This is a genomic window from Microbacterium murale (assembly GCF_030815955.1).
Classification (GTDB): Bacteria; Actinomycetota; Actinomycetes; order Actinomycetales; family Microbacteriaceae; genus Microbacterium; species Microbacterium murale_A.
The window spans coordinates 1,521,695-1,533,824 of the sequence record NZ_JAUSXK010000001.1 but is presented as its reverse complement, the minus strand read 5'-3'; the positions used below and the strand labels follow the sequence as shown (position 1 = coordinate 1,533,824).

Annotated in this window: 12 protein-coding genes; 4 read left to right on the top strand and 8 right to left on the bottom strand. The window is 66.5% G+C overall.

Annotation, left to right across the window (positions count from 1 at the left end):
* Positions 1–6: 6 nt before the first annotated feature.
* The 6 genes from QFZ46_RS07515 to QFZ46_RS07490 form a co-directional block, all read right to left on the bottom strand.
* Positions 7–945, bottom strand: a complete 939-nt coding sequence (locus QFZ46_RS07515; RefSeq protein WP_307359985.1) for a carbohydrate ABC transporter permease — start codon at positions 943–945, stop codon at positions 7–9.
* Complete coding sequence (locus QFZ46_RS07510; RefSeq protein ID WP_307359984.1) at positions 935–1,909, bottom strand: carbohydrate ABC transporter permease; 975 nt, start codon at positions 1,907–1,909, stop codon at positions 935–937. Before QFZ46_RS07510 ends, QFZ46_RS07515 begins: the two co-directional genes overlap by 11 nt.
* A gap of 6 nt (positions 1,910–1,915) precedes the next feature.
* The gene (locus QFZ46_RS07505) at positions 1,916–3,220 is read right to left on the bottom strand and encodes an ABC transporter substrate-binding protein (protein WP_307359982.1); all 1,305 of its coding nucleotides are present in this window, start codon (positions 3,218–3,220) and stop codon (positions 1,916–1,918) included.
* 47 nt (positions 3,221–3,267) lie between these two features.
* A complete protein-coding gene (locus tag QFZ46_RS07500; protein WP_307359981.1) occupies positions 3,268–4,893 on the bottom strand; it encodes an FAD-dependent oxidoreductase in 1,626 nt (541 codons plus the stop codon).
* Positions 4,880–6,031: a LacI family DNA-binding transcriptional regulator gene (locus tag QFZ46_RS07495; protein ID WP_307359980.1), complete on the bottom strand. Its 1,152-nt coding sequence runs from the start codon at positions 6,029–6,031 to the stop codon at positions 4,880–4,882. Before QFZ46_RS07495 ends, QFZ46_RS07500 begins: the two co-directional genes overlap by 14 nt.
* Before the next feature lie 159 nt (positions 6,032–6,190).
* Positions 6,191–7,102: a helix-turn-helix domain-containing protein gene (locus QFZ46_RS07490; protein WP_307359979.1), complete on the bottom strand. Its 912-nt coding sequence runs from the start codon at positions 7,100–7,102 to the stop codon at positions 6,191–6,193.
* Between the two features lie 298 nt (positions 7,103–7,400).
* On the opposite strand from QFZ46_RS07490, the gene QFZ46_RS07485 reads away from it, so the two are divergent.
* Positions 7,401–8,063 carry an acyl-CoA synthetase gene (locus QFZ46_RS07485; protein WP_307359977.1) on the top strand — a complete coding sequence of 221 codons (663 nt, stop codon included), beginning with the start codon at positions 7,401–7,403 and terminating at the stop codon, positions 8,061–8,063.
* The gene (locus QFZ46_RS07480) at positions 8,060–8,419 is read left to right on the top strand and encodes a hypothetical protein (RefSeq protein ID WP_307359974.1); all 360 of its coding nucleotides are present in this window, start codon (positions 8,060–8,062) and stop codon (positions 8,417–8,419) included. The genes QFZ46_RS07485 and QFZ46_RS07480 overlap by 4 nt, the downstream gene beginning before the upstream one ends.
* Before the next feature lie 33 nt (positions 8,420–8,452).
* On the opposite strand, the gene purB is transcribed toward QFZ46_RS07480, so the two are convergent.
* Positions 8,453–9,802, bottom strand: a complete 1,350-nt coding sequence (purB, locus tag QFZ46_RS07475; protein ID WP_307359971.1) for an adenylosuccinate lyase — start codon at positions 9,800–9,802, stop codon at positions 8,453–8,455.
* 57 nt (positions 9,803–9,859) lie between these two features.
* Positions 9,860–10,324: a low molecular weight protein-tyrosine-phosphatase gene (locus QFZ46_RS07470; protein ID WP_307364524.1), complete on the bottom strand. Its 465-nt coding sequence runs from the start codon at positions 10,322–10,324 to the stop codon at positions 9,860–9,862.
* Between the two features lie 244 nt (positions 10,325–10,568).
* Between QFZ46_RS07470 and QFZ46_RS07465 the strand changes: the two genes are divergently transcribed.
* Both QFZ46_RS07465 and QFZ46_RS07460 read left to right on the top strand, forming a co-directional pair.
* Positions 10,569–10,832: a hypothetical protein gene (locus tag QFZ46_RS07465; protein ID WP_307359968.1), complete on the top strand. Its 264-nt coding sequence runs from the start codon at positions 10,569–10,571 to the stop codon at positions 10,830–10,832.
* Positions 10,829–12,115, top strand: a complete 1,287-nt coding sequence (locus QFZ46_RS07460) for a hypothetical protein (RefSeq protein ID WP_307359966.1) — start codon at positions 10,829–10,831, stop codon at positions 12,113–12,115. Before QFZ46_RS07465 ends, QFZ46_RS07460 begins: the two co-directional genes overlap by 4 nt.
* The last annotated feature ends 15 nt before the right edge of the window (positions 12,116–12,130 follow it).

The following is a 12,130-nucleotide window of genomic DNA, read 5'->3' as shown; positions in this document are numbered from 1 at the left end:
TACGCGCTAGCCCTTCAGCCCGGTGTGCGCCAGCCCCTGCACGAACTGCTTCTGCGCGAACAGGAAGACCAGCAGCACCGGTACAACCGTCAGCGTCGTCGCGGCCAGCTGCACGTTCCACATCGGCCCGCCGTACGCATCGACGTACTGGGTCAGAGCCTGCGGCAGCGTGAACATGTCCTTGCTCGAGAGATACACGATCGGCTCGAGGTAGAGGTTCCACGACTTCAGGAACGTGAAGATCGCCACCGCCGCCAGTGCCGGGCGAGACAGTGGGAACGCGATCCGCCAGAAGATGCCCCAACGGCCGAGGCCGTCCATGCGCCCGGCCTCCTCCAGCTCGGTCGGAAGCCCGAGGAAGAACTGCCGCATGATGAAGATCGACAGCACAGCCGGTGCGCCGAAGATCGGGATCACGATGAGGGGCCAGTGCGTGTTGATCAGACCCATGCCATTGACCAACCGGAACAGCGGCACGATCGTCACCTCGCTCGGAACCAGCAGGCCCACGAGCACCACCAGAAACAGCGCATTGGCACCGGGGAAGCGGATGCGCGCGAATGCGTAACCGGCCATCGCCGCGACGAGCAGCGTCCCGAGGGTCACGATCACCGCGATGTAGAGACTGTTCCAGTACTGCTGTGCGAACGGCTGCAGACGGAACACCTCGCCGTACGCGTCGAAGCTCGGATTCTCCGGCCACAGCGTCGGGACCTTGCGCAGGATCTCGCTCATCGGCTTGAGGCTCGACGTCGCCATCCACCAGGTGGGGAAGACGAACGGGATGCTGATGACGGCGAGCAGTACGACGAGGCCGATCGAGATCCACCGGCGCTTTGCACGCGAGCTGCCGGCGCGCACACGGTGCGGAGGGGTGGCCGATCCGGTCACCACGGTCGTCGTGTCGATCGGGTCGACATCGGCCAGCGGAGCGTCAGTTCTCATTGAACACCCACCTCTTTCGCGTCTGCCATTGGATGAGGGTGAGGATCAGGACGATGATGAACAGCAGCACGGAGATACCGCTGGCGTAGCCGAAGTCATTGAAGCGGAACGCCTGCTGGTACAGGTAGTAGACGAGCACCGTCGTGGAGTTGCCCGGTCCGCCGCCGGTGAGGACGGCGATCTGCGCGAACACCTCGAGCGATCCGACGATCGTCAGGATCGAGACCAGCAGGATGGTCGGGCTGATCATCGGCAGGGTGATCGCGCGGAACCGGCGCCAGGCGCCTGCGCCGTCGATGCGCGCGGCCTCCATGATCTCCTCCGGAACACCCTGGAGTGCGGCGAGGAACAGGATCATGTTCATGCCGACGTTCTTGAACACCTGCACGACGATCACCGACATCATCGCGGTGAAGTCGTTCCGGAGCCAGTTCGGACCGTCGATGCCGACGAGGGAGAGGAATCCGTTGATGCCGCCGTCCGCCTGCAGCAGGAAGCTCCAGACGATCGTCCACGCCACCAGCGACACCACCACAGGTGAGAAGAAGAAGGTGCGGAACGTGGTCGTCCCAGGCAGCTTCTGGTTGAGCAGCACGGCGAGGAACAGCGCGAGCGTGATGTTCAGCACCACGAGGCCGATCGAGAACCAGAGGCTCGCGAGCAGCGAGTCGTGCAGGCCCTGATCGCTCAGCATCCGCTCGTAATTCTCGGTTCCGGAGAAGACGAACGTGTTCGCCAGGACGTTCCAGTCGTGCAGCGAGAACCAGAACACCGCGAAGAGCGGCGCGATCACGAAGGCGAGCGCACCGAGCACTGCTGGCGCGACCATCGTGTATCCGACGATCCAGTCCCCGCGGGTCGCGGCCGCGCGGCGGCGGTGCGCACCCGCGGGGCGGGGAGGACGCTCTGCGCGTCCCCTCCGCTCCGTGGTCTCGGCCGCGTCGCTGGCGGCGGTGGTGGTCATGCGGGATCAGCCCTCCAACAGCGGCGAGACGGCGGCGCAGGTGTCTTCGAGGACGGCCTCGACATCGGCATCAGCCGTCCACAGTGCGTCGAGCTCCGCACGCACGGTGTCCTGCAGCTTCGCGAAGTTGGCGTGCGTCGGCTTTGTGACCGCGTCCTGGATGCCGTCGACGACGACCGCTTGCAACTGCTCTTCGCTGAGCTTCGGGTTGGCGGCGCCCAGCGTCTCGGCGTTCAGCAGCGACTCCCGCGGCGGCGGGAAGTACGTCGCGAGCTTCTCGGCGTTCTCAGGCGCGGTGAAGTAGGCGAGGAAGTCCGCCGCGATCGTGGGGTGCTCCGCATTCGCGAAGACGCCGATGCCGGCCTGGCCGATGACGTTCTGCTGTCCCTCAGGGCCGGCCGGAAGCGGCACGATGTCCCACGCAAACGAGTCATCGAGAGCTGATGCGCGACTGATCTGAGTGATCGTCATCGCCGCGTCGCCTGCGAAGAAGTCGGCGGTGACGCCCGGCTCCGGCATCGCAGCATCCGTGAAGATCGCGTCGTGGATCCACGTCATCGCGTCGACCATCTCCGGTTCGGTGAACGTGCACTGCGTGCCGTCCTCGCTCCACGGCGCCGCGCCCCATCCGTTCCATACCGAGGCGAGCACCTCCCAGGCCTTGTAGTCGAAGTCGCGGACGACGAGGCCCTGCTTCCCCGAAGCGGCGGCCGCCGCGGCCGACATGTCGCGCGCGGCATCGAGGGTCCAGTCTCCGGATGCGACGAGCTCAGCAGGGTTCGGCTGGCCTGCTGCTGCGAGCTGATCGGTGTTGACGAACATCGCGAACGGGCTGTTCGAGAACGGGTAGGCGAAGAGCCCGTCGTCCTGCTGCCAGAGCGCGAGCGACGAGTCCAGCAGGTCGTCGTACTCGTACCCTTCGGCCTCCTGCAACGTCGGTGCGATGTCGATGAGCGCACCGCTCTGCACGAACTCCGGTGCGTAGCTCTCCAGGATCCACCCCAGGTCCGGCGGGTTGCCGCCGGCGAGCTGCGTGGTCAGGGTTGTCGTGTACGCGTCGAACGGAATCGGTTCGAACGTCACACCGGACACCAGGTCGGAGTTCTCCGCGACGTAGGCATCCGCGATCTCCTGGAAAAGGGCGAGCTGTGTCTCATCAGCCGTCCAGACGGTCATGCGCAACTCGACCGGTTCATCGGGCGTCTCGGTCTCGGCGGGTCCGCTGCTGCATCCGGCGAGGGTGAGGGCGACGGCTGCGATGCCGGCGCCGACCGCGAGGGGTGCACGTCTACGTGGTTGCGGGTAACTCATTGGTCTCTCCATTCTGTGAATCGTGGTGTTCGAGTGGGCTTCGGGTCTCAGTACGCGTATACGCGTCCCTCCGGCCAATGCCGCTCGACGCCGGTGGCATCGAGCTCGCTCTGGTAGGCCTCGAGCTGCGTGGTGTCGGAGTGCACGGCGTGCGGCGTCGTGTCGGTCGCGACGCAGAACGAGGCGAGATGCCCGGCGGCTTCGCCGATATTCCACTCGACGGGGTGCAGCCGGTAGCAACCGTTCGTGATGTGCGTGGTGCCGATGTTCTTGTTCGCCGCGAGCAGGTTCGTCACGCGTCGCGGGATCAGCGCTCCGAGGGGGATCTCGAAAGGCGCGGATGCCACGTCGATGTAGGTATCGCCGCCGGTCGACGGGTGCAGGTCGATCCGGTACATCCCGACTCCGACAGACTCCTCGTAGCGGGTCGCCCCGGCGTCGCCTCGGATCTCGTAGGAGACGTCGTTCTCGGTGATCGTCGTGAGCGCCCGGATACGACGGGACTCGCGGTGGTACGGCGCCTGGGCGAGTCCGTCGGCCGAGCCCATCACGTCCGGTCGGAGCCTGAGGCCGGGAAACCCGGTGCCGCCGTCGGCTCTGGGAGCCTCGGTCTGCATCCAGTACAGCATCGACAGGCTCAGTTGCCGCGCGTCTTCGTAGCGCTCGAGCTCCGTCTCGCGGGGGACGTCGAGCACATGCTCGAGGAAGTAGTCGATGCTCGGCCAGTTGACCAGCGAGATGTCACTCTCGTAGAAGCCGGGCGCGAACAGGTCACGGGCGGCGATGCGGCGAAAGAACCACAGATTCTGATCGCCGGCGTTCTTCGACTGGTCGGCATCGACCGCGAGCGCATCGTCGCCCGGGTTCGGGCCGAAGGCGCGGGTGTCGATCTCGAGCGTACGAGGGTTGGGCGCTGTCCACGAAAGGAGCGGGTGACCCTGCCATGCGGATGGCGTGTACTCGCGCCAGAAGTCGTAACGAGCAGGGCGCTCGATCGTGTGGTCGCCGTCCACATGCTCGACGGCGAAGCAGACGCTGAGCGCCTGGACGTTGTCGGGCTGGGCAGTCTCAGGGGCGCTGGGCTCCCCGGTCTCAGACCTGGACTCGAACCCGGTCACATACTCAGTGCCCGTGAGCGGCAGAAGCTCACCGGTCTCCGTCGCATCGATCACGTATGAGGCATGGACCGTCACATCAGGCTCTCCGATCTCGGAGGCGAGGGTCACGGAGGTGACACGGTCACCGTCGGCCGTCGCGGCGATCGGGCGGTGCCTCTCGAGCAGGGTGATCCTGCCGGTCGAGCGGTGCGGGGCGAGCATCTCCTCCAGCACGCCGACGGCGATGCGCGGCTCGTGGCACAGCTTCGACACCCAGCCGGCGCCAGGATTCAGCTCGGCCTTCGCACGTGCGTCGTCGATGAGCGGGTACCGGCGTCGATAGACATCGCGGATGCCGTCACGCAGCGCCCGATAGCGGGCGGTGATGCCGAACTCCTCGACCCAGGGGTGCTCGTCCGGCGGCACCGCCTGTGAGGTCAGCTGCCCGCCGATCCACGGGAACTCCTCGGTCAGGATCACGCGCGAACCGCGGTCGGCGGCGGCAAGGGCGGCGGCGACGCCTCCCAATCCTGCTCCGACGATGAGGATGTCGGTGGTCAGTTCACGCGTGGTCACTGAGGGTCCCTTCGGGGCTGGCGGCCGGAGCCGTTTCGGTCGATGCGGAAGTCGTGAGTGCCTGCGCCCGGTCATCGGCGTCGCGCGCAGGAGCCAGCGAGTCGCCGTCGACGTCGGGGCAGTCGAGGATCTGGTGGAGATCTGCGTCGTCGAGAGCGGTGGCGTCGGAAGCGCGCCCGCTCGCCGCCTCGCGTTCGACGATCCGGGAGAGGAGCACGAGAGCGCGAGCGCCCATTTCCTCGCGCGGGACCGTGAACCCCGACCAGCGTCGCGAAGCGCGTCCTGGGTGGATCGGCTGCCCCAGGAGCAGCATCGATACGTCATGAGGCACGCGCAGGCCGCGCGCCTCCAGCGCGTCGGCGAGTTCGTCCGGTGAGTTCTCGGGGGCGACCAGGATGGCGGTGAGCCGGCGCTCCGCGATCTCTTCCGCGCCGACGGGCACATCGTGCAGGTCGACGAAGCGTGGCGGCAGACCATGTGCCCGCATCGCCTGCCGATACCCCTCCACTCGATCGAGCGTCGACTGGTCCGCACTCTGCGGTCCGGCATAGCCGATGCGCCGGTGACCCGAGGCGATCAGATGTTCGACCTGACGGGTGGTCGCCGTGATGTAGTCGGCGCCGACGTAGGGGAGCAGCCGTCCCTCGCTGATGCGCTTGCCGACGAACACGAACGGGTAGTTCGTATCGAGGAGATGCTGCAGCTCGCCCTGGTCCTCGTGCTGGCCCAGCAGGAGGCACCCGTCAGCGATCCCGAGCCGTTGCCATCCGTCGCGAGACAACCTGCGCTTCCCATCCACGACACGGGCAGAGGTGAACAGGAGGATATCGACGCCGACCTGCTCGGCGGCATGCTCGATGCCGACGAGGAAGGGGCCGTAGAAGTCCCGCCCGCCGCGAGGGAATGTCGTCTCGTAGGTGAAGACGCCGAGGATCTGGTTCCGGCCGCCGGCGAGACTCTGCGCGACCGGGTTCGCGGAGTATCCGGTGATGCGGATCGCGTCGAGCACGCGCTTGCGAGTCTCTTCGGAGATGCGCACGCCGATGGGCGCGTTGCCGTTGAGGACGAAGCTCACTGTCGACTGGCTGACGCCGGCCATCGCGGCGACGTCGGCCTGTGTGGAGCGGTGACGCGGCATCGATCCTCCTCGATCTGACGCTCGGCATGAATGCGTGGTGACGAGACAGCAGTCTGTGCTGCGTGGTGCGCACCGTCAACCTGATAATGCGCATTATTAGCGCAGAGTGGCCTATCGGCGGGTCACGGATGGCAACTGCAAATCCGCATTATGGCGCTGTCACGCCCGGTCGCCGTACCCCCAGCGCAGCACGAGCATCCCTGGTCCCCACGCATGGCGGACCTGGTGCAGTGTCGTCGCACCGTTGAGGAACATCGGCGTCTCGACGGTCTCGCCAGGTGTCTCAGCCGTCTCCTCGAGCCAGGTGGGCAGCGCGTCCGGATGGAATCTGGTCCAGAGCACCAACTCGCGCGCGCGTCTGGCGACTCCGTGACCGGTCTCGCGCGTGCCGGGGTAGCCGGGTGGATACTCCAGCTTCCATTCCAGCATCGTCGTCTGCGCCGGCCCCAGCGGGCGTTCGAGTTCGAACATCGCACCGTGCACCTCGCCGCTGGGATGCGAGTGGAGCCGTGAGATGCGACCACCGGACACCACTCTGAAAATCGGTGCCGGTGTTCGGACACCGGGCGTGAGATCGAGGTAGGGGACGCTCGTGATCGTGCCCGACGTGCACTGCAGCAGCGTGCGAGTGGTGCGCGAGATCACGAATCCATCGGCGCCGACGTCTGTCACGGCTGTGGTGGAGACGTCACGACCGGGGTCCATGACCGGTGCGCCGAGCGCAGTGAACGTCTCGGCGGTCGCACGCTCGAGCCGCGCGGCCTCGAGTGGGTACTGCGGGGCGCCGATGGGGCCGACGCGCTGACTCGACCCGACGATGTGGCGCAGCGAACCGGGATCGATCTGCAGCAACGACTCGATCTCCGCGAGCGCTGAAAGCGATCGCGGGCCTTCCGGGCGCCTGGCACCGGAGCGCCAATAACTGAGCGTCGCCGCCGAGACGGGATTTCCACTGGCCGCCAGTCGCTCCCGCAACCACGTCAGCGTCACACCGCGTGCGGTGATCGCGGCACGCAATGTCGCCGCGAAATCGGCCCTCTGCTCAGTGTTCGCCGGATCTTCTTCGTACATCACAGACCTCCCCCAGGTATGTGAAGAACCACTCGGTACCTTGAGCATATGACCACACGCAGGCACCTCGGGCCCGGGGCGCCTTGCGCGGGTCACGTGGTCAGATCGTTGCGGGCGGGACTCCGTCTCCGCATCGATGCTTGACCTGGCGCAGTGCCCCCTGCGTGAACTGTGGGGTTCGGTGATCGTGTCTGGGGACGCCGCCGAACCCCACAGCAGAGCCGTTGACTGGCGGACGCGTCGGCCAGTCGCCCACGCGTAGACTGGATGCACCACCCTGGAAGACCGAGGAATCGTCATGTCTGCCCCAGCTCGCACCTTCACCGTGCGCAACATCCAACTGCTGCGCGCTCTTTTCGCGGCGGCTTCGGCGCTCATGATCACGTTCTCGCCTGATCACTCGGCGGCTGTCGGTTTCGCGGTCTTCGGCGGATTCGTCGCCGCGAGCGGATTCATCTTCGCGCTCGGCGCCTGGCTCACCGCGCCGGCGGGGTCGCGTTGGCCGTTCATCCTGCTGGCGGTCATCGACCTGCTCGCGGCGATCGTCAGCGGCATCCCGACCTGGCGCACCGACTCGGTCTTCTTCATCGTCGTGATCATCTGGGCGGCGGCATCCGGCCTCGTCGAGCTCATCGCCGGTCTTCGCGCCAGGGGGACGGATCCGACAGCGAAGGATGCCATCACCGTCGGCGCCCTCGGACTCCTGCTCGCGGTCGTCCTGCTCATCATCCCTGCCGGATACTCGCTGCAGTACTCGGTGGACGACGCGGGAGCATTGACGCTCACCGGCATCATCCTCGCCGTAGGCATGGTCGGCGGCTACACCGCGATCGTCGCCGTGTTCCTCGCGATCGCCGGGTTCTCACCGAATCGCACGGACGTGTCGAAGGATGCCTCGACGAAGGATGCCGACACCGATGACGCCACAAGCGCACCGGTTGACACTGGAGGAGCCGCGTGAGCGAGAAGAAGGCCAATCGACGAGAGCTGCTGCGTCCGCTGCATCTACTCGGGATCGCGCTCGTCTGCGGCATCTTCGCGGCCGTCGTCACCCTGGTCTCGACCGGTGCGTTCACCTCGCGCGTCAACGCATCGATCGCGAACGGCACTTACCAGGGCCTCACACCGATCGTTCTGGGACTGGTCATCGGCGGCGGCGCGTTCATCGTGACCCTGCTGATCATGTCGATGCTGATCCTCGCCGTCGACCCGCGTGACTACCAGGACAAGACGCTCGATCGTCCTGTTCTGTACGACGAAGAGCCCGACGAGGGGCCGGCGTCGGGAACCACGGACACAGACTCCTCGACGGCCTGAGTCAGCGGACCCGCCGGCCGCAGCGCCGACGCCCTACTTCGCGAGCTGCTCGGCGATGCCGACGTACGTCGCGGGTGTGAGCGCGAGCAGGCGCTGCTTCGCAGCATCCCCGATCTCGAGGCCCTCGACGAACGATGCCAGCTCTGCCGCCCCGACGCGGTGACCGCGGGTCAGCTCCTTCAGCAGCGCATAAGGGTCGCTGATCGTCGAGCGACCGGCGACGACCTCGGCGCGGATCACGGTCTGGATCGCCTCGGCGAGAACCTCCCAGTTCACATCGAGGTCGGCGAGCAGCACATCGCGGGCCAGAGAGATCTCGTTCAGCCCGCGCCGCAGGTTGTCGAGTGCGAGCAGAGAGTGCCCGAATGCGACGCCGATGTTGCGCTGCGTGGTCGAGTCGGTGAGATCGCGCTGCAGTCGCGAGGTGACCAGCGTCTGCGACAGCGAGCCGAGCAGCGCTGCCGAGAGTTCGAGGTTCGCCTCGGCGTTCTCGAAGCGGATCGGATTGATCTTGTGCGGCATCGTCGAAGAACCGGTGGCTCCGGCGACCGGGATCTGCGTGAAGTAGCCGATCGAGATGTAGGTCCAGATGTCGGTGGCGAGGTTGTGCAGGATGCCGCCGGCATGACGGACCCGGTCGTAGAGCTCGACCTGCCAGTCGTGCGATTCGATCTGGGTGGTCAGGTTGTTGAAGCCGAGACCGAGGCCCTCGACGTACTCGCGGGCGATCGTCGGCCAGTCCGCGTCCGGATCCGCAGCGAGATGCGCCGACCAGGTTCCGGTGGCGCCGGAGAACTTCGCGAGGTAATCGGATGCGGCGATCTGCGCGCGCACGCGCTCGAGGCGCCATGCGAAGACCGCGAGCTCCTTGCCCATCGTCGAGGGTGTCGCGGGCTGGCCGTGCGTGCGGGAGAGCATCGCAGCATCCGCATGCTCGGTCGACAGATCACGCAGCTTGGCGATCAGATCGTCGAATGCCGGTAGCCACACGTTCTCGACCGCACGCTTGACGGTGAGCGCGTACGAGACGGAGTTGATGTCCTCACTGGTGCAGGCGAAGTGCGTCAGCTCTGCGATCGAGTCAAGCCCGAGCGTCGACAGGCGGTCGCGCACCAGGTATTCGACGGCCTTCACATCGTGACGAGTGACGGCTTCCTTCTCGGCGAGCCAGTCGATCTCGGTCTGGCCGAAGTCGCGGTACAGGCCGCGCAGGCGCTCCTTGTCGGCATCCGCCAGCGGCGATGTGCCGAACAATGAACCGTCGGTCAGAGCGATGAGCCATTCGACCTCGGCTTCGACGCGCGCACGGTTCAGGCCGGCTTCGGAGAGGTAGTCACCGAGGGGAGCGACGGCGGGACGGTAGCGCCCGTCGAGGGGGCTCAACGGCTGGACGGGGAAGGAGTTCGGGGAAGTCAGGGGAGTCCTCCTGATCGGGCCCCTTCAGTTCTGGGGCATCGTGCGGGGCGTCGTGCGGCTGGAACGCAGGGCGGGTTCGAGCTGACGGAACAGGCCTCGGGTCGCGGTCTCAATCATAGCCAGCACGGCGTCGAACATCTCCGCCTCCGCATAGTAGGGGTCGGGCACGTCCAGGTTCTCGGCGTCATGGCCGAACGTCAGCAGCAGGGTCACCTTGCCCTCCTGATCCTCATCGCGCGCCCACTCCCGGAGGATCCGCTCGTGGGTGCGATCCAAGGCGACCACGAGGTCGTTGTCGGCGAAGGATGCTGCGGTGAAGGGCTTCGCCCGATGACGGGAACCATCGTATCCACGTCGTTCGAGGGCCTCGATGGTTCGATTGTCCGCGCGCTCGCCCACGTGCCATTCACCAGTGCTGGCGCTGCTCGATGCGATCCGCGATCCGAGCCCCTGGCGCTCCGCGAGGTCGCGGAACACCACTTCCGCCATGGGAGAGCGGCAGATATTGCCCGTGCACACGAAGATGACGCGGAACGGTTCCGGCGAGGTCACCGTCCCATTCTGCCCTTCGGCATCCTTCCTGCACAGTCGAGGCGCCTTCCTCGCGCGCCTCGCAGCTGCTCACTTCCTGTGCCGCTTCTCTCCTTCTGCACGGCTTCATGATCGGACCGACTCTGCACGGTTCCCGCACCGGCGGGGATCATCGCAGCATGACGCCGGGCATTCTTGGCGCATGCTGAACATCATCGCGGCCGACACGTGGTCCTCGGAAGCCATCTGGAGGTGGTTCTCGGCGCAACGCGCGCTCAACGAGGCGATCACCGCCCTCGAGGATGCCGGAGCGGGACTCCTGCCGCTCGTGGACGCGAGCGACTGGCAGGCCGACGGAGTGCGGGCTCTGCACACGCTCATCGTCGATCTGAAGGCTCGAGCCACGGTCGAGGTCGGCGTGCTGAGCAGTCGTCTGTGGGAACTCGAGGCGTCAGGGCGATCATGAGCGACGGAGTCGACATCACTCACGGCGGCGCCATCAGCGTCGACCCCGAAGCTCTGCGAGCGGTCGCGGAGAGCATGAGCAGAATCGCACCGACACTCGCGGATGCGGCAGCAGCGATCCGCAGCGCCCACGCGTTCATCGTCGCGACGCCGAAACTCAGCGGTCATGTCGACACCGTGGCACTCTGGGCGAGCGGGCAACGGATCGATGTTCTGCACGACGAGTGTCGGACCGCATCCGTCAACACGCTGTTGATGGCCGATGTCTACGAAGTCGTCGAGCTCAGAGCGCAGCTGGCTGCACTCGCGATTCAGGACAGTGCGCAGGCCTTCACCCTCAATGCGCGCATCGCGCAGCTCGTGGCATCCGACCCGCGCGTGGCGGAGATGGAGACGTGGTTGCTCGCCGCGTGGAAGGACAAGCGGTTCGAAGGGCTGCGCGATCAGCTCGACCTTGGTCCCACCGGTCCGGCGGGAGCAGCCGGCCCCGATCTGGGCGCGCTGCTGGGCCTCGCGGCGATGGTCGCAGCGACCGGCACCGGCAGGGTCGCACCGAATGCGACGCTGTCCGGGAGCGGCGGGCCGGTGTCGGCGACACCTGTGAAGACGAACCAGCCGATCGCTCCGCCGACGAGCCTGGCTGAGGCGTTGAGGCGGTTCCCGACTGAGCAGGGCGCGCAACTCAAGGTCGAGAAGTACACCATGCCGAACGGCACGAACAGATTCGTGCTCTATGCGAAGGGGACGCAGGTGAGCGTGGATCCGAAAGAACCCTTCGATCTGAAGTCGAATCTCGACCTGTACACCGGGCAGGAATCGGCGTCGTACGTCGCGACGCTCGAGGCCCTGGAAGCTGCCGGCGCGCAGCCCGGCGACGAGGTGCACGTGTATGCGCACTCGCAGTCGGCGATGAACGCCGCGTACCTGTCATCGCAGAGTGAGTTCGAAGTGACGGTGCAGGTCACCGCGGGCAGCCCTGTGCATCCGGCGGTCGGAGAAGATCAGCTGCTGATCGAGTTCCGGCACACTGACGACGCGGTCAGCAGCCTCGCCGGTGGCGGATCGCCGGGTGGCACCGGCTCACCGGACAGCATCGTCATCACCCGAGACGGCGATCCCTCAGATCTGCTCCTTCCAGCGCATCTGATGGAGAGCTATGCCGCGACCGCCGAGATGGTCGACGCGTCGGGAGACGTGCGCCTGGACGCGTGGCTCGACAAGGCGAGAGAGCTCAACGAGGCCGTGGCGATCGAATCGACGGAGTACGTCGCGCGGCGCGAATGATGCGCCCTGTGGCCA

Coding starts and splice junctions, on each gene's coding strand:
- QFZ46_RS07515 (WP_307359985.1), bottom strand. CDS start 945: ATGAGAACTGACGCTCCGCTGGCCGATGTCGACCCGATCGACACGACG.
- QFZ46_RS07510 (WP_307359984.1), bottom strand. CDS start 1,909: ATGACCACCACCGCCGCCAGCGACGCGGCCGAGACCACGGAGCGGAGG.
- QFZ46_RS07505 (WP_307359982.1), bottom strand. CDS start 3,220: ATGAGTTACCCGCAACCACGTAGACGTGCACCCCTCGCGGTCGGCGCC.
- QFZ46_RS07495 (WP_307359980.1), bottom strand. CDS start 6,031: ATGCCGCGTCACCGCTCCACACAGGCCGACGTCGCCGCGATGGCCGGC.
- QFZ46_RS07490 (WP_307359979.1), bottom strand. CDS start 7,102: ATGTACGAAGAAGATCCGGCGAACACTGAGCAGAGGGCCGATTTCGCG.
- QFZ46_RS07485 (WP_307359977.1), top strand. CDS start 7,401: ATGTCTGCCCCAGCTCGCACCTTCACCGTGCGCAACATCCAACTGCTG.
- QFZ46_RS07470 (WP_307364524.1), bottom strand. CDS start 10,324: ATGGCGGAAGTGGTGTTCCGCGACCTCGCGGAGCGCCAGGGGCTCGGA.
- QFZ46_RS07465 (WP_307359968.1), top strand. CDS start 10,569: ATGCTGAACATCATCGCGGCCGACACGTGGTCCTCGGAAGCCATCTGG.
- QFZ46_RS07460 (WP_307359966.1), top strand. CDS start 10,829: ATGAGCGACGGAGTCGACATCACTCACGGCGGCGCCATCAGCGTCGAC.